Source organism: Herbiconiux sp. (genome assembly GCF_004297105.1).
In the GTDB taxonomy this organism is placed as follows: domain Bacteria; phylum Actinomycetota; class Actinomycetes; order Actinomycetales; family Microbacteriaceae; genus Herbiconiux.
Genome location: NZ_SCVE01000008.1, coordinates 160457 through 176128, shown reverse-complemented (window position 1 = coordinate 176128; position 15672 = coordinate 160457). Strand labels below are relative to the sequence as shown.

The window sequence follows — 15672 nt, the reverse complement described above, 5'->3', positions numbered from 1 at the left end:
ACCCTCATGCTCGGAAACCTCACCGGCTGGCACCTCCTCATGATCCTGGCGGTCATCCTCCTGCTCTTCGGAGCGACGCGGCTGCCCGCCCTGTCGAGGAGCCTCGGTCAATCCATGCGGATCTTCAAGAGCGAGACGCGCAAGCTCCACGAGGAGGATGGCGGCGGCGAGCCCGCGGCGAAGACGGACGAGTGAACCGAGCGGAGTGCGGCGTGACGGACCTGAGGGGAGTGCGGCCGCGACATAATTGACGAATGCGACGGGTGCCCATGACTCCGAGGGAGAACTGGCGCGAACGCTGCGACGCCGTGGGCTTCAGCTTCTACGATCTCGAGTCGGAGGGCGGCCGCCCCTACTGGAACGAGAGTGCCGCCTACTCGTTCACCCTCGCCGAGATCGAGGCGCTCGAAGCGGCGACGAAGGAGCTCTTCGCCCGGTGCATGGACGCCGTCGAGGTGATCGTGCGCGCCGGGCGGTTCGACGAGTTCGGCATCCCGGAGCGTTTCCACGAGCTGGTGCGCGCATCCTGGGATGACGACGACCCCACGGTCTACGGCCGCTTCGATCTGGCCTACGACGGGCGCGCGGGCGCATCCGGGGCCGGCTCCGGCTCGATCAAGCTCCTCGAGTTCAACGCCGACACCCCGACCTCGCTCGTGGAGACCGCGGCGGCCCAGTGGCAGTGGCTGGAAGAGACCCAGCCGCAGGGCACCGACCAGTTCAATGCCCTGCACGAACTGCTGATCGAGCAGTGGGAGCACATCCGCACCGCCCGGTGGGGCCTCGCCCCGGGCGCTCGACTGCACCTCGCCTCGCTGCACGACACGGGCGACGGCGAGCTCATCGTCGAGGACTTCGACACCGTGGCCTACATGGCCGAGACGGCGGCGGCAGCGGGCTTCGATCCCAAACTGATCTTCATGGAGGACGTGCGCTGGAGCGTCGATGCCGGCACCTTCCTCGACGCCGACGACGAGCCGATCCGTCACATCTTCAAGCTCTACCCGTGGGAGTGGATGATCTCCGAGCAGTTCGGCGGCTTCCTCGCCGCGAGCCGCGGCACCACCCAGTGGGTCGAGCCGGCCTGGAAGCTGCTGCTCAGCAACAAACAGCTGCTGGTGGTGCTCTGGGAACTGTTCCCGGGGCATCCGAATCTCCTTCCGGCGTTCACGGATGCGGCCGCTCTCCGCGGCCGGCCCCACGTGTCGAAGCCGCGGCTCGGCCGGGAGGGCGCGAACGTGTCGCTCTTCGACGGCAGCGGGCATCTCGTCGCTTCGGCGGAAGGGGCCTACGGCGACGAGGGGTTCGTGTTCCAGGAGCGGGCGGTCTTCGCTCCGATCGAGGGCAAGACGGCCGTCATCGGCAGCTGGATCGTGGGCGAGACGCCCGCCGGGATCGACCTGCGGGAGACCAGCGGGCCGATCACGGGCGACCTGGCCGAGTTCGTGCCGCATGTCATCGAGGCCGAATCCCTGGGAGGTGGCCGCTGATGGCCGTTCGAACTGTTCGTGGCGTGGGCGGCGGCGGGGTCGTGCTCTCCGGCATCGCCGCGTCGCACCGTGGTTCGGTTCGGCGCGGGGTCGCGGTGGCCTCCGTGGCCGGCGCGGTTCTCGCCCTCTCCGGATGCGCCCCCACCGAGGAGGGCGTGGTTCTCGAGGGCGCCGACGGCCAGAAGTACGTCGTGCCCGAGAATGCCGAGCGGCCCATGTACGACTCGAAGGAGGCGTGCATCGCCGACGTCACCGAGCAGATCGCGGTGCTCGAGAAGCAGGGGGAGGACATCGTCGACACTCCTGAGGAGCTCTGCGAGCCCTCGAGTCGCTATCCCAACGCGCACTATTCGGGGCTGTGGCTCGGGCCACTGTTGTTCGCCGGTTCGCGCTGGAACTCGCCGAACGTCTCCGGATGGGCCACGGTGCCGAGCGGCGGCTTCGCGGCGCCCGGCGCGAAGGTGCAGTCGGATGTCGTGTCACCCGCGCCCGCGGGCTCACGGGTGGGGGAGCGGGCTCCGCTGAAGGGCGGGTTCGGGTCGTCGGGCAAGTCGGGGTTCGGGGAGTCGGCGGGCGGCTGAGGATCCGCTGCGGTGTCTTCTCCTCCACAGGCGACGAAACGGATGCGATTTACCCACAGTTGTGCCGCGACGCACCCGCTGTCGGCCGCGACTGCGAGGATCGGGTCATGACCTCCTCAGCTCTCACCTTCCCTCTCGACGACGGCACCTGCGGTTGGGCCAACGGCTCCGAAGCGATGCGGCGGTACCACGACGAGGAGTGGGGTGTGCCCTCGCGCGACGACCGGCACCTCTTCGAGATGCTGGTGCTCGAAGGAGCGCAGGCGGGGTTGTCGTGGTCCACCATCCTCGGCCGGCGCGCGGGGTATGCGGCGGCGTTCAAAGAGTTCGACTACGACGCGGTCTCCACCATGCGCGACGACGAGCTCGAGGCTCTCATGGGCGAGCCGGGCATCATCCGTAATCGGCTCAAGATCTTCGGCACGCGCAAGAATGCGCTCGCCTTCCTGCGTGTGCGCGAGGAGTTCGGCACCTTCGCCGACTATCTCTGGGGGTGGGTCGAGGGCGTCACCGTGGTGAACCACCCGCGTGGCCTTGGCGACCTGCCCACCACCACTCCTCTGTCGGATGCGCTCAGCAAAGACCTCAAGAAGCGCGGCTTCACCTTCGTGGGCTCCACCATCCTCTACGCCTACCTCGAGGCGGTGGGTGTGGTCGACGACCACGTCGACTCCTGCCCGTGCAAGGTGCGCACCCCGTGAGCGCGCGGGGCGAAACCGCGGCGAAACACGTCGCCGGTTAGGCTCGGAGCATGGCCATCTCTGTCGACTCCTTCTCCGTTCCGCAGCAACGCAAGCTCGTCACCGAGCTGCCCGGCCCGAAGTCGCGCGAGATGCACGAGCGGCGCCGCAAGACCGTGTCGAGGGGTGCGGGCACCCTCGCCGACATCTACATGGACCACGGGTCAGGCGCCATCCTCGTCGACGTCGACGGTAATCAGATCATCGACCTCGGCTGCGGCATCGGCGTCACCACGGTGGGTCACGCGCATCCGGATGTCGCGGCGGCGGCTGCCGCGCAGGCCGCCAAGCTCACCCACACCCTCTTCACCGTCACCCCCTACGAGAACTACCTGCTCGTGGCCGAGAAGCTGGCATCGATCACGCCGGGCGATTTCGAGAAGCGGTCGATCCTCGTGAACTCGGGGGCGGAGGCCGTGGAGAACGCGGTGAAGATCGCCCGCAAGTACACGGGCCGCCGCGTCATCGCCACGCTCGACCACGCGTTCCACGGCCGCACCAACCTCACCATGGCCATGACGTACCGCCCCTGGCCCGAGCGCGCGGGTATGGGCCCCATGCCGGGCGACATCTACAGCGTGCCGATCAGCTACCCCTTCCGCGACCCGGAGGGCATGACGGGTGAAGAGGCCGCCGAGCGCACCATCGACTACATCACCACCCACATCGGGGCCACCGAGCTGGCGGCGCTGTTCGTCGAGCCCATCCAGGGCGATGGCGGCATAGTCATCCCCGCCCCCGGGTTCTTCAAGCGGCTCTCGGAGTTCTGCACCGAGAACGGGATCGTGTTCGTGGCCGACGAAATCCAGGCCGGTATCGCCCGCTCGGGTGCCTGGTACTCCATCGAGCACCACGGCGTGGTGCCCGACCTCATCACCTCGGCCAAGGGCATCGCGGGCGGCTTCCCGCTCGCCGCGGTCACGGGCCGCGCCGAGATCATGGATTCCGTGCAGCCCGGCGGCATCGGCGGCACCTTCGGCGGCAACCCGGTCTCCACTGCCGCGGCTCTCGCCGTGTTCGACATCATCGAGCGCGACGGGCTCATCGCCGAGGCGCAGCGCGTCGAACGCGCCTTCTTCGACCGCATCGGCGACTGGCCGTCACGGTTCCCGATCGTGGGCGAGGTGCGCGGCAAGGGCGCCATGATCGGCGTCGAGCTCGTGCTCCCGGGCACGAAGAAGCCGAACCCCGAGGCGCTGAAGGCCGTCATCGCGCACGCCGCCTCGCAGGGCGTCATCGTGCTCGACGCCGGCTCGTGGGACAGCGTTCTCCGCTTCCTCCCGAGCGTCGTCATCTCCGAAGAGCTCATCGACGACGCGGCCACCGTCATCGAAGAGGCCCTGGCAAAGCTCTCGGCCTGAGCCGCCGCCCGCCGCCCGCCGCCCGCCGCAGGGCGCCGCCCCTCTCCGCGGGCGCCCGCTGCTCCCGGGTGGCGACCGGTGTTCCCGGAGGACTGGTGTTCCCGGGTGGTGGCTGGTGCTGACGGGTGCCTTCCCGTCATCGGTGTGGTCGTCCCCGGCCTCGCAAGCATCCTGCTGGTCGGCGGCGGGAACGACGGAGATTCGGCGCGATTCGAGCAAACGACGGACTCTCGGGCCGAATCGGCAGGGAAAGTCCGTCGATTGCTCGCGGGTGGGCAGCACTCGGGCCGCCGGCTAGCAGGCTAGTTGCCGGCTGCGCCGCCGGCCGCGCCGCCCGTGCCTGCGGCCGGGGCCGCGGGCGTCGCCGGCACTGCCGGGTCGACCGGCGCCACCGGCGTCTGCGTCGGGGTGGGCTCCGCGGTGGCCGTCGGGGTCGGCGTCGGCGTGGGGGTCGAGTCGGTGCCGCTGCCGTAACGGGTCGAGGATCCGTTCACGAGCGTGCGATCGGGGTCGGGGAAGTCGCCCCCGCCCAGGATGTCGTCGTTCTCCGTCATCACGGCGCGCCAGATGCGGTGCCGAACGGTGCTGCCGGAGTAGTCGTTGGGCTCCACCTCCGTCATCGACACATTGCCCGTGACGTTGCCCACCCACACCGCTGTGGCGGCCTTCGTGGAGGCACCCACCATCCAGGTGTCCTTCTCGTTGTCGGTGGTTCCGGTCTTGCCGATGTGCGTGATGCCGTCGTCGGGGTCGGATGCCGTCGCGGTCCCGCTCTCGATCGGCCCGAGCATCGCATACGCGAGGGTCGACGCGATCTTCGGGTCGAGCGCCTGGGTGCAGGATGCGGCCGGAGGCGTGAGCTCCGTGCCATCCGGAGCCACGATGCGGTCGATCGCGACGGGCGTGCAGTACAGCCCGTTCGCCGCGATGCCGGCGTAGGCGGCCGCCATGGTGAGCGGCGCGATCTCGTTCGTGCCGAGCACCGACGAGGGCTGCGTATCGAGGTCGGCGCCATCGGCCCGGTGCACGCCGAGCGACTGTGCGGTGTCCTTGATCTGACAGAGATCCATCTGCTGGGCCATCGCCACGAAGGCGTTGTTCACCGAGTTCGTGAGGGCGCTCTGCACCGACATCGTGCCGGGCCGGGAGCTGCCGTCGTTCGCGGGCTCCCACTCGCCACCGAGGGTCGTGCACGAGTTCGGGAACGTCGACATGTCCCAGGTGGTCTCGTTGCCGCTCACCCGGTCGCTCAGCGTGTGCCCCTGTTTCAGCCACTCCGCCAGCGCGAACACCTTGTAGGTCGACCCCACCTGGAAGCCCGACGAACCGCCGAAGTCGATATCGGTGTTGTAGTTCACGGCCGTCGATCCGGCGGTGGTGACAGAGGGGTCTTCGGTGAAGTTGGTGTTCTGCGCCATCGCCAGGATGCGGCCCGTGCCGGGTTCGACCGTGACGATCGTCGAACCGATGGCGATGTCCTCCATCGACGACGGGATGTACTTCTTCATCGTTTCGTCGGCGTTGGCCTGCAGTTCGGTGTTCAGGGTCGTGTAGATCTCGTAGCCGCCCTGCTTGAAGTTCGACCAGCGCTCGTCGGCGGTGTCGCCGAAGGTGGGGTCGTTCTTCACGATCCAGGTGACGTAGTCGCAGAAGTAGGTGGCCCCGGATGCGGCCGCCTGGCAGCCCGTGGTGGGCACCGTGATGTTCGGCGTCACGGGGGTGGCAACGGCTTCGTCGTGCTGCGCCTGGGTGATGGTCTTCTGCTTGAGCATCGAGGCGAGCACGTCTTTGTCGCGGCGGGCCTGGTTGTCGGGGATGTTCTCGGCCTGGTCGATGCGCAGCGCGTTCGGCGCGTTCACCGTGGCGGCGAGCGAGGCGGCCTGGGCGAGCGTGAGGTCGGCCGCGGAGACACCGAAGTAGTAGTTGGCTGCCGCCTCGATGCCGTACACCGAGCCGCCGAAGTTCGCGATGTTGAGGTACCCGAGGAGGATGTCGTCTTTCGAGTACTGCTTCTCGAGCGCGATCGCGAGCCGCATTTCGGTGAGCTTGCGGTCGAGCGACTCGGTGGTCGCATCCTCGTAGGCCGCGTCGCGTTCGGCCTGAGTGGGGAGCTGGGTGGCCTGCTGCACCAGGATGTTGCGCACGTACTGCATCGTGATGGTGGAGGCTCCGCTCGAGACCCCGCCGGATGCCACGTTGCCGAGTGCCGCGCGAAGCGTCGACGCGATGTCGACGCCCGAGTGCTCGTAGAAGCGCGGGTCTTCGGTGGCGACCACGGCATCCTTCACGTAGGGCGAGATGGCGTCCCACCCGACTTCCTGCCGGTTCTGGTCGAACACGGTGGCGAGGAGGGTGTTCGATCCGTCGCTGTTGGTGGCGTAGATCTCCGACTTCTGGGCCAGCGTCGAGGGCCGGATGGAGTCGGGCAGCGTGTCGAGCACGTCGGCGGTGCGGGAGGCGTAGACGCCGGTGACGGCCATGGCGGGCACGGCCATCACGGTCACGAGCAGGGCGGCGATGACGCTGAGGCCCAAAATGAGGAGCACAGGGCGCTTGGTGCCGTCGACCAGGCGCTGGAACGCGCTCACGAAGCGGTGGGGACTTTCGGGCATATGTGCCAGCGTACGGGAGGCTGCCCGGAAGAAGCTGATAGGGTCTCGCGTCCCGGGTGGGGATCCGCTGAGTCCGCCGCAGCCGCAGCCGCAGTCGCAGTCGCCGCCGCCAGCAGGCCGCCGCTTCTCCTGCTGCGCATCCGTGCCTAGGCTGACGACATGACCGCGAGCATCGACATCCTCGAAGACGCCTTCACCCGCATCCGCGACACCGTGCGGCGGGCAGCGGGTGGCCTCGACCCCGACGACCTCACGGCGCGGGTCGACTCCGAGGCCAACACGATCGCCTGGCTCGTCTGGCACCTCACCCGCGTGCAGGACGACCACATCGCCGAGGTGGCCGGCACCGAGCAGGTGTGGACGGCGGGCGGCTGGGAGCAGCGATTCGTCCTGCCCTTCGATCCGGATGCCACGGGGTACGGCCAGTCGGCCGCCGAGGTCGCGCAGGTGGCGGGCCCCGGCGTCACTTCCGAGTCTCTGGTGGGGTACCACGAGGCGGTGTACGCGGCGACCGTCGCCTACCTGCGCTCACTCGCCGGGCCGGATGCGCGCAACGCCCTCGATCGCGTGGTCGACGAGAACTGGGATCCGCCCGTCACCCTTGCGGTGCGCCTCGTCAGCGTGATCTCCGACGACCTGCAGCACGCCGGCCAGGCCTCCTTCGTACGCGGCCTCCTCCAGCGCCGCTGACCCCCACCGAGCCGTCACTCTCCGCGAAAACGCCTCCGGATGCGCGGAATGTGACGTCTCGCGCGCTTTAGAACTCGAAGCGGGCCTCGGGCACGCCGTCGAGGGCGTGGGCGAGGCGCGCGTGCATCTCATCGGACATCGGCGGCAGCGCGTCGAGCGCGAACCAGGCGGCCTCGGAGTTCTCGCCGTCTGCGGGGAACGGTTCGCCCGAGACGTACCGGAACCGGAAGGTGAGGTCGAGATAGCTCGACCGGTCGCCGTTCGCGTACACGATCTCGGGGATCGAGTGCACCCAGGCGAGGTGCATGGGCTCGGCGACGATGTCGGCCTCTTCGAGCACCTCGCGTGCGGCCGCGACCGCGGGCTGCTCACCGGGATCGATGATGCCGGTCACGGGAGTCCAGGCGCCGTTGTCGGCGCGGCGCACCAGTAGCACGTCGCCGTTCTCCCGCGTCACGACGGCCGTGATCCCGCTCAGCCACAGGGGAGCGCTCCCGATCTTCTCCCGCAGAGCCAGCACGAAGTCAGGGGTAGCCATGCCCCGAGCCTACCGACCCGTGGGGTCGCAGCATCCGTCGCGCAATCGGGCAGAAGGCGACCAATGCTGCGACCCAACGCGACGAGTCGCGTCAGAAGTGCGGCGCGGGCCGCACACCGGGAGTCACGATGAAGGTGGCGAGGTACTCGCTCTTGCTGAGTGCGTTGCTGACCTCGAAGCCCACGCGGAAGGTACCCGTCTTCGTCGGCGTGCCGCTCAGGATGCCGGTGGCAGGGTCGAACGACAGACCGTCGGGAATGCTCGGCGTCCACGGCACCCGGAACGTGAACGGCTCGTTGCCGGTGGCTTCGAAACGATAGCTGAACGGCACGCCGGTCACCAGGGCGATCGGGCCGGTTGGAGTATCGCGGAACCGAGCTCCGAGATCGATCCTCATCAGTTCGTTGGTCGTGGCATCGGCCACGGTGATGGCGCCGTTGCGGTCAGCCGTCACGGCAGGGAGGGAGTTGCCGTCAGGCCGGTCGAAGAGGACCGAGGGCGCCGAGCCGTCACCAGGGATGAGAGAGACGCTCGAGTCGCTCTCGTCGACGTAGAGCAGGTCACCCATGGCGTTCATGGCGAGAGATCGCGGCTGAGCGCTCGGATCCAGCTCGACCACCGGCGTCACGGTGCCGGTCGGCGTGATGCGCGAGATGCTTCCGGACGCGTATCCGGCGACGACCACGTTGTTCCGGGAATCGACCGCGATGGCCCGTGGTTCGACCGTGCCGGTCGGCGCGCTCAGCGCAGCGAAGTCGGCGGTGACCGCACCGGAGGCGGTGATGCGGGACACCGTGTCGAGCCCCGAGTTCGCGGTGTACAACGAACCCGAGGAGTCGAAGGCGATAGCACGAGGTGCAGCCCCCGGCGGCAGGACACCGAAGGCCGCGTCGACGACGCCGACTTCACTGATCGAGGTCACGGAATCCACGAGATCGGTGACGATGTAGGCGGGCGATGCCGAGCCGGGGGGTCGAGTGATCGCGCAGTCGATCGCGCCGGTGACGGGAGCGCCGTAGGTTCTCACCGAACCCCAGCCCGGGTTGACGATGGAGACCGTGCCGCTCCCGCTGTTCACGACCCAGAGATCGCCCGAATCGTCGATCGTCATGGCGCACAGGTGCGCGGTCGGCCCGAAGTCGAACGCTCGCGCCGTCAGCACGCCGTGGCTGTCGACCGACGAGATGGTTCCGTCGGAGTTGGCGGAGTACACCGAGCCGTCGCTGGCTCCGGCGAGGGCGACCGGATGCGACGCGGGGGGCAGTGTTGCGTACGACGGAGTGATGAGCGGGGTGGCGTGCGCGGTGGCGACGCCGGCGAACACCATGCCGACGATGAGCGGAAGCGCGAGTGCGAATCGTTGAGGGGTCATGAACATGTGAGCATATGTCACCCCCAAGCGTGCGGCGCCTGAGTAATTACCACTCAGAAGCGCGGGGCTGGGCGCACGCCGGGAAGCACGGTGATGGAGATCTGGAGTGGGTCGAGTCTCAGCGCGTTGCGCGCGAACAGTGCCGACCGATAGACCCCGGTCGCCGTCGGTGTGCCGCTCAGCAGCCCGGTGCTCGCATCGAACGTCAGACCCGGTGGCAGGCCCCGGGATTCGAACGTGATCGGATCGACGCCCGTCGCGGTGAACTGGTGACTGAAGGGCGTTCCGGTGGTCAGCGTGAGGGCCGTGAAGGGAGGTGTGGTGATCTCGGCGCCCAGGCCCACTCTCATCAGCTCATTCGTTGAAGCATCTGCCGAGAAGACGATCCCGCGGCTGTCTTCGACGACGGTGGGAATGAAATCGGTGTCGGTTCGATCGATCAGCACTGACGTCGTGCCGGTTCCCGCTGCGACCATGCCCACGCTCGCTGTGCCCTCCTCGGCGACCAGGATGTCTCCGAGCGATGTGGTGGCGAGAGAGTGGGGATGGGCTGCTCCCGACAGCTCGACGATCGTGGAGACGACTCCGGAGGGGCTGATCCGTGACAGCGTTCCCGACCGATATCCGGCGACGATCACGTCACCCGTGCTCGGATCAGTCGCGACGGCACGCGGCTCGACGCGGCCGCCCGCGGTCGTGAGCGACGCGAACGCCCGAGTCACCACCCCTGCCGCTGTGATCTTCGATACCGTGTCGTCTCCCGAGTTCGCCGTGAAGAGGTTTCCGACCGAGTCGGCGTCGATGGACCGAGGGGACGCTCCGCCCGCGAGCACTGCGAACGACGGGTTCACCGCCCCGGAGTCGGTGATCTCGAGCACCGAGTCGGATGCGCTGCTCACGACGTACATCGGCGCGAAGGTGCCCGGAGCCTGGGTGATCGAGCATTCGCTGCCGACCGGTGCGGGGAAGCTCGTATACGTGCGCCTGTAGACGTTGGCCTCGACGATGGTACCCGTGCCGCTGTTGACGATCCAGAGCTCGCCCGCATGGGAGGTGATCATGGCGCACGGGTGCGCTCCCAGGCCGAAGTCGAAGAGAGTCGACACCGTGCCGTCTTCGCGCACTTCGGAGATCGTTCCGTCGGAGTTGGCGGAGTAGAGCGAGAGATTCTCCACCCCCTCGCTCGTGACCGCAACGGGATGGGACGCCGCGGGCAACGTGGCGAACGACGTGTCGACCAGCGGGGCGGCCTGAGCGGCAGCCGCTCCTCCGAAGGCGAGGGCCGCGACGAGGGGGACAGCGAGGAGGTGCTTCTTACGGATCATGAAGTGAGAATAGCTCACCTCACATGGTATTGCCAGGCATTCGAATGATCAGCTGAGCTGGTTCTTCTCCACCCAGGACAGGTACTCCGGCGAGACCGTGCCCGTGACGTAGTCGCCCGTGAAGCAGCTCATCTCGAGGTCGCGCACGAACGGCGAGCCCTCGGTGATGGCGGCCTGCATGTCGGCCACCTCCTGGTAGATGAGGTGGTCGGCGCCGATCGCCGCGGCGATCTCCGGGATCTTGCGGTCGTGCGCCACGAGTTCGTGCCGCGACGGCATGTTGATGCCGTAGACGTGCGGGAAGCGCACCGGGGGAGCGGCCGAGGCGAAGGTGACCTTGTTGGCGCCGGCCTGGCGCGCCATGTCGACGATCTCCTTCGAGGTGGTGCCGCGCACGATCGAGTCGTCGACGATGAGGATGTTCTTGCCCTTGAACTCGCTCGACATCGCGTTCAGCTTCTGCCGCACCGACTTCTTGCGCGCCGCCTGCCCGGGCATGATGAACGTGCGCCCCACGTAGCGGTTCTTGTAGAAGCCCTCGCGGTACTCGACGCCGAGCTTCTGGGCCACCTGCATGGCAGCCGGCCGCGAGGAATCCGGAATCGGCATCACCACGTCGATGTCGCCCATCGGCGTATAGCGGGCCACCGTGTCGGCGAGGTAGTTGCCGAGTCGCAGCCGGGCCTCGTACACCGAGATGCCCGAGAGCACCGAGTCGGGGCGGGCCAGGTAGACGTACTCGAACGAACACGGCACCAACCGGGGCGCGGGCGCACACTGCTTCGCGATGAGCTCGCCGTCGAGGGTGATGAACACGGCCTCACCGGGTTCCACATCCCGCACCACGTCGTAGCCGAGGCTCTCCATCACGAGCGACTCGGATGCCACGACCCACTCCATCTGGCCGTTCTCCAGCAGTCGCCCGCCGAGGGTCAGAGGCCGGATGCCGAACGGGTCACGGAAGGCGAGCAGCCCGTGCCCGGCGATCATCGCGATCGTGGCGTAGGAGCCCTCGACGCGCTCGTGCACGCGGGAGACGGCCGTGAAGATCTGGTCGGGGTCGAGCGAGAGGCCCGTGATCTGCGACTGCAGCTCGTTGGCGAACACGTTCAGCAGCACCTCGGTGTCGCTGTCGGTGTTGAGGTGCCGACGGTCGATGTTGTAGAGCTCGCTGGTGAGTTCGCGCGTGTTCGTGAGGTTGCCGTTGTGAACCAGGATGATGCCGTAGGGCGCATTCACGTAGAACGGCTGCGCCTCCTGCTCGGAGGAGGCCTTGCCCTGCGTCGCGTAGCGCACGTGCCCGAGGCCCATCGTGCCGAGCAGCGACCGCATGTCGCGCGTGCGGAACGCCTCGCGCACCTGGCCCTTGGCCTTCACGATGTGGAAGATGTCGCCTTCGGCGGTGGCGATACCCGTCGAGTCCTGACCCCGATGCTGCAGCAGCAGAAGGGAGTCGTAGACGAGTTGGTTGACGGGCTCAGACGAAACGATGCCCACGATGCCGCACATTGCACCGATTCTATCCTGCGCGAACGCGCCCCATGTCAGTGCGGTGCGGGCATCCGCCGCACGTCCGGTGACGCACTCATAGGAAAGTGAAAGGTTGCTGAGAAGGTGCGCATAGTCCGCCTTCCTACAGTCGACGAGTCTGTTGCCCGGCCTTTCAGAGGGAGATCATGAAACTCGCCGACACTGTAAAACGGATTCGTCCGCGAACCTGGATCGTGATCGCCGTCGCGGTGGTCATCGTGGCGGGCGGCGGCACCACCTGGGCGATTCTCTCGGCCAACGCGTCGTCGTCGGCCCAGGCCGCCACCAGGACCACGTCGGTCGCGGCTTCGCTCGAGACGATGGAGAAGACCATCGACACGAGCGGCACCCTGGCGCCGACGGTGCAGGAAGACGTGGACTTCGCCGTGGCCGGCACCGTGACCGCGGTGAACGTCGAGGCGGGCGCGACCGTCACGGCGGGCCAGGTGCTCGCCACCGTCGACACCCTCACGGTGCAGGCGGATGCCCTCTCCGCCCAGGCCACGCTCGCCAAGGCGCAGGCCACTCTGGCGTCGGCCGAGGCCGACGACGACGGCACCGACGCATCCGCCACCCAGATCGCGGCGGATGAGGCATCCGTCGCCAAAGCCCAGGCGGCCGCCGACAAGGCCAATGCCGCCGTCGCCGACGCCACGCTGGTGGCGCCCGTCTCGGGCCTCGTCACCGCGGTGAACCTCGAAGTCGGCGACACCACGACCGGATCGAGCAGCAGCGCCAGCACGGGCACCAGCACGAGCACGACGGGTGGCCTCGCATCCGGAACCGGTAGCTCCACCTCGACGACCTCCACCAGCGCCTTCACCATCGTGAGCACCGACTCCTGGGAAGTGAGCCTCTCCGTCGGCGAGACGGATCTCGCGAACGTCACCGTCGGCGACCAGGTCGAGCTCTCCACCGACGACGGCACGGCCTTCTTCGGCACCGTCAGCACGGTCGGGATGCTTCCCTCCACCTCGTCGGGCTCGGCCGCGTACCCGGTCACGGTCGCCGTGACCGGCTCGCCCGAGGGCCTGTACGACGGCGTCTCCGTGACGGCCAAGATCGTCTACGAGCGCCGCACCGACGTGCTCACCGTGCCCAGCGCGGCCGTCACCACGGCCGAGGACGGCACCACGACGGTGAACAAGGTCGACGCCGACGGCAACGAGACCACCACCACCGTCACGGTCGGCGAGACGGTCGGCACGCTGACCGAGATCACCGGCGGTATCGCCGAGGGCGACCTCGTGGCCGTGTCCCTCTTCACCCCGGGCTCCGGCAACGGCGGAACAGGCACAGGTACAGGCACCGGCACCGGCGGCTTCCCCGGCGGCGGCACCCTGCCCGAGGGCTTCGACCCGAGCCAGCTGCCGAGCGGCGGCCAGTTCCCCGGCGGCACGACGGGCGGCAACTGAGCCCATGACCACCACACGAGCGATCGCGAACGGGAACATGCCCGACAAGGAATACGGCGAACCGGTCATCGAACTGACGGCAGCCCGCAAGGTGTACCGCAGTGGCACGATCGAGTTCGAGGCCCTCCGCGGGGTCGACCTCGAGATCCGCCAGGGCGAGTACGTGGCCATCATGGGCCCCTCCGGTTCGGGCAAGTCGACGCTGATGAACATCCTCGGATGCCTCGACACCCTCACCACGGGCCACTACCGCCTCGCCGGCCACGATGTCGACGACCTCGATGAGGCCGAGCTGGCCGAGATCCGCAACAAGGAGATCGGCTTCGTGTTCCAGCAGTTCAACCTGCTGCCCTCGCTCGAGGCCTGGCGCAACGTGGAGCTGCCGCTGATGTACGCCCGGGTACCCGGCCACGAACGGCGGGCGCGCGCCGAGCGGGCGCTCGAGCGGGTGGGACTCGGATCGCGGTTCGTCAACAAGCCGGGCGAGCTGTCGGGCGGCCAGCAGCAGAGGGTTGCCGTGGCGCGCGCCCTGGTCGGTGAGCCCACCATGATCCTGGCCGACGAACCCACCGGAAACCTCGACTCGGTCTCCACCGAAGACGTGCTCGGGCTCTTCGACGAACTGCACGATCTCGGCCGCACGATCGTGCTCATCACGCACGAGCTCGAGGTGGCCCAGCGTGCCCGGCGAATCGTGAGGGTCAAGGACGGCCTGATCCAGGGCGACACGGCCGAGGGCGCCCTGCTCGCAACCGTCGCCGGAGGTGCCGCATGAACTGGAGCGAGACCCTCCGCACGAGCTGGGCGGCCGTGCGCTCGCACGGACTCCGCTCGCTGCTCACCGTGCTCGGCATCCTGATCGGGATCGCCGCCGTCATCCTCACCGTGGGCCTCGGCCTCGGCACCCAGAAAGACGTCAGCGCCTCGATCTCGTCGCTCGGCAGTAACCTGCTGATCGTCTCGCCCGGCTCGAGCACCGACAGCTCGGGAGTGCGCGGCGGCTTCGGCACGAGTGCCACCCTCACGGCGGCGGATGCGACCGCTCTCGCCTCGAGCGTGAACGCCCCCGACATCGAGGGTGTGGCCGCCGAGAAGTCGACGTCGCTGGCGCTCGAGGCCAACGACACCAACTGGACGACCACGGTCACCGGCACCACCGCGTCCTGGCTCGATGTGCGCTCCCGCGACCTGATCGCGGGCGAGTTCATCACCGATGAGGATCAGGCGTCCCAGGCCGCGGTCACCGTGCTGGGATCGGAGACGGCCACCGAGCTGTTCGGCACCACGAACGTGGTGGGGCAGTCGGTGACCATCGACGGGCACACCTTCGAGGTGGTGGGGGTGCTCGCATCCGCGGGGTCCGACTCGTCGTCGAACCTCGACGATGTGGCGATCGTGCCGCTGTCGACGGCCGCCAACCAGCTGGTGGGCGGAACCACGGCGAACTCGGTGTCGACGATCTATCTGAAAGCGGCATCGGATGGCCAGCTCGCCGCCGCCTATCAGGAGGCCGAGGCCGTGCTGCTGAACCTGCACTCGATCTCGTCGGCCGACTCCGCCGACTTCACGATCAGCTCGCAGAACGCGCTCGTCGACACGGCCACCTCGATCTACCAGACGCTGACCGTACTGCTCACGGGCGTCGCGGCCCTGTCGCTGCTCGTCGGCGGCATCGGCGTGATGAACATCATGCTGGTCTCGGTCACCGAGCGAACTCGCGAGATCGGGCTGCGCAAGGCGCTCGGGGCGCCACCCTGGGCGATCCGGAGGCAGTTCCTCGTCGAAGCCGCGATCCTCGGCCTCACCGGCGGAGTGCTGGGCGCCGTGCTCGGAATGGGTGCCGCCCTGGCGCTCCCGGGGGTGGTCGGCTCGTCGATCGTGATCTCGCCCGAGGCCGTCGGCCTCTCCATCGGGGTCGCGATCGCCATCGGCCTCATCTTCGGGGTCTACCCCGCCACCCGGGCGGCCCGGCTGGCCCCGATCGACGCGCTGCGCAGCGAATGACCCCCGCACCCTCC

Annotated in this window: 14 protein-coding genes; 9 read left to right on the top strand and 5 right to left on the bottom strand. The window is 68.4% G+C overall.

Translation table 11 applies throughout. The features are described 5' to 3' along the window. Window positions 1-6: 6 nt before the first annotated feature. The 5 genes from tatA to EPO52_RS05365 all read left to right on the top strand — a co-directional run bounded on the left by tatA (window position 7) and on the right by EPO52_RS05365 (window position 4172). A complete protein-coding gene (gene tatA / locus EPO52_RS05385) occupies window positions 7-195 on the top strand; it encodes a Sec-independent protein translocase subunit TatA (protein WP_290803001.1) in 189 nt (62 codons plus the stop codon). Window positions 196-269: 74 nt separating this feature from the next. Then, entirely contained in the window at window positions 270-1490 is a 1221-nt protein-coding gene (locus EPO52_RS05380) for a glutathionylspermidine synthase family protein (RefSeq protein ID WP_290802998.1), read from the top strand. Beyond that, window positions 1490-2071: a hypothetical protein gene (locus tag EPO52_RS05375; protein WP_290802995.1), complete on the top strand. Its 582-nt coding sequence runs from the start codon at window positions 1490-1492 to the stop codon at window positions 2069-2071. The genes EPO52_RS05380 and EPO52_RS05375 overlap by 1 nt, the downstream gene beginning before the upstream one ends. Window positions 2072-2178: 107 nt before the next feature. Continuing rightward, window positions 2179-2772: a DNA-3-methyladenine glycosylase I gene (locus EPO52_RS05370; RefSeq protein WP_290802991.1), complete on the top strand. Its 594-nt coding sequence runs from the start codon at window positions 2179-2181 to the stop codon at window positions 2770-2772. A gap of 50 nt (window positions 2773-2822) precedes the next feature. After that, window positions 2823-4172 (top strand): aminotransferase class III-fold pyridoxal phosphate-dependent enzyme, encoded by a 1350-nt coding sequence (locus EPO52_RS05365; RefSeq protein WP_290802988.1) that lies wholly within the window; start codon window positions 2823-2825, stop codon window positions 4170-4172. Window positions 4173-4474: 302 nt separating this feature from the next. On the opposite strand, the gene EPO52_RS05360 is transcribed toward EPO52_RS05365, so the two are convergent. Beyond that, window positions 4475-6784 carry a transglycosylase domain-containing protein gene (locus tag EPO52_RS05360; protein WP_290802986.1) on the bottom strand — a complete coding sequence of 770 codons (2310 nt, stop codon included), beginning with the start codon at window positions 6782-6784 and terminating at the stop codon, window positions 4475-4477. A gap of 159 nt (window positions 6785-6943) precedes the next feature. Here EPO52_RS05360 and EPO52_RS05355 point away from each other — a divergent pair, with 159 nt between their 5' ends. After that, the gene (locus EPO52_RS05355) at window positions 6944-7474 is read left to right on the top strand and encodes a DUF664 domain-containing protein (RefSeq protein ID WP_290802983.1); all 531 of its coding nucleotides are present in this window, start codon (window positions 6944-6946) and stop codon (window positions 7472-7474) included. Window positions 7475-7541: 67 nt separating this feature from the next. Here the strand turns inward: EPO52_RS05355 and EPO52_RS05350 are convergent, their stop codons facing one another. The 4 genes from EPO52_RS05350 to purF form a co-directional block, all read right to left on the bottom strand. After that, complete coding sequence (locus EPO52_RS05350; RefSeq protein ID WP_290802981.1) at window positions 7542-8012, bottom strand: NUDIX domain-containing protein; 471 nt, start codon at window positions 8010-8012, stop codon at window positions 7542-7544. A gap of 91 nt (window positions 8013-8103) precedes the next feature. Continuing rightward, the gene (locus EPO52_RS05345) at window positions 8104-9384 is read right to left on the bottom strand and encodes a putative Ig domain-containing protein (protein ID WP_290802978.1); all 1281 of its coding nucleotides are present in this window, start codon (window positions 9382-9384) and stop codon (window positions 8104-8106) included. Window positions 9385-9437: 53 nt separating this feature from the next. Next, on the bottom strand, window positions 9438-10709 hold the full coding sequence (locus EPO52_RS05340; RefSeq protein ID WP_290802974.1) for a putative Ig domain-containing protein: 1272 nt from the start codon (window positions 10707-10709) through the stop codon (window positions 9438-9440). 48 nt (window positions 10710-10757) lie between these two features. Continuing rightward, on the bottom strand, window positions 10758-12218 hold the full coding sequence (gene purF / locus EPO52_RS05335; RefSeq protein ID WP_290802970.1) for an amidophosphoribosyltransferase: 1461 nt from the start codon (window positions 12216-12218) through the stop codon (window positions 10758-10760). Window positions 12219-12385: 167 nt separating this feature from the next. Between purF and EPO52_RS05330 the strand changes: the two genes are divergently transcribed. Genes EPO52_RS05330 through EPO52_RS05320 form a run of 3 tightly spaced genes read left to right on the top strand, consistent with a single transcriptional unit; the run spans window position 12386 to window position 15658 of the window. Beyond that, window positions 12386-13654, top strand: a complete 1269-nt coding sequence (locus EPO52_RS05330) for a biotin/lipoyl-binding protein (RefSeq protein ID WP_290802968.1) — start codon at window positions 12386-12388, stop codon at window positions 13652-13654. Between the two features lie 4 nt (window positions 13655-13658). Next, entirely contained in the window at window positions 13659-14429 is a 771-nt protein-coding gene (locus EPO52_RS05325; RefSeq protein ID WP_290802965.1) for an ABC transporter ATP-binding protein, read from the top strand. Then, the gene (locus EPO52_RS05320; protein WP_290802963.1) at window positions 14426-15658 is read left to right on the top strand and encodes an ABC transporter permease; all 1233 of its coding nucleotides are present in this window, start codon (window positions 14426-14428) and stop codon (window positions 15656-15658) included. The genes EPO52_RS05325 and EPO52_RS05320 overlap by 4 nt, the downstream gene beginning before the upstream one ends. Window positions 15659-15672: the final 14 nt, after the last annotated feature.

Excerpts from the sequence above, each read along its gene's own strand:
- tatA (WP_290803001.1), top strand. The coding sequence starts at position 7 with ATGCTCGGAAACCTCACCGGCTGGCACCTCCTCATGATCCTGGCGGTC.
- EPO52_RS05380 (WP_290802998.1), top strand. The coding sequence starts at position 270 with ATGACTCCGAGGGAGAACTGGCGCGAACGCTGCGACGCCGTGGGCTTC.
- EPO52_RS05375 (WP_290802995.1), top strand. The coding sequence starts at position 1,490 with ATGGCCGTTCGAACTGTTCGTGGCGTGGGCGGCGGCGGGGTCGTGCTC.
- EPO52_RS05370 (WP_290802991.1), top strand. The coding sequence starts at position 2,179 with ATGACCTCCTCAGCTCTCACCTTCCCTCTCGACGACGGCACCTGCGGT.
- EPO52_RS05365 (WP_290802988.1), top strand. The coding sequence starts at position 2,823 with ATGGCCATCTCTGTCGACTCCTTCTCCGTTCCGCAGCAACGCAAGCTC.
- EPO52_RS05360 (WP_290802986.1), bottom strand. The coding sequence starts at position 6,784 with ATGCCCGAAAGTCCCCACCGCTTCGTGAGCGCGTTCCAGCGCCTGGTC.
- EPO52_RS05355 (WP_290802983.1), top strand. The coding sequence starts at position 6,944 with ATGACCGCGAGCATCGACATCCTCGAAGACGCCTTCACCCGCATCCGC.
- EPO52_RS05350 (WP_290802981.1), bottom strand. The coding sequence starts at position 8,012 with ATGGCTACCCCTGACTTCGTGCTGGCTCTGCGGGAGAAGATCGGGAGC.
- EPO52_RS05345 (WP_290802978.1), bottom strand. The coding sequence starts at position 9,384 with ATGACCCCTCAACGATTCGCACTCGCGCTTCCGCTCATCGTCGGCATG.
- EPO52_RS05340 (WP_290802974.1), bottom strand. The coding sequence starts at position 10,709 with ATGATCCGTAAGAAGCACCTCCTCGCTGTCCCCCTCGTCGCGGCCCTC.
- purF (WP_290802970.1), bottom strand. The coding sequence starts at position 12,218 with ATGTGCGGCATCGTGGGCATCGTTTCGTCTGAGCCCGTCAACCAACTC.
- EPO52_RS05330 (WP_290802968.1), top strand. The coding sequence starts at position 12,386 with ATGAAACTCGCCGACACTGTAAAACGGATTCGTCCGCGAACCTGGATC.
- EPO52_RS05325 (WP_290802965.1), top strand. The coding sequence starts at position 13,659 with ATGACCACCACACGAGCGATCGCGAACGGGAACATGCCCGACAAGGAA.
- EPO52_RS05320 (WP_290802963.1), top strand. The coding sequence starts at position 14,426 with ATGAACTGGAGCGAGACCCTCCGCACGAGCTGGGCGGCCGTGCGCTCG.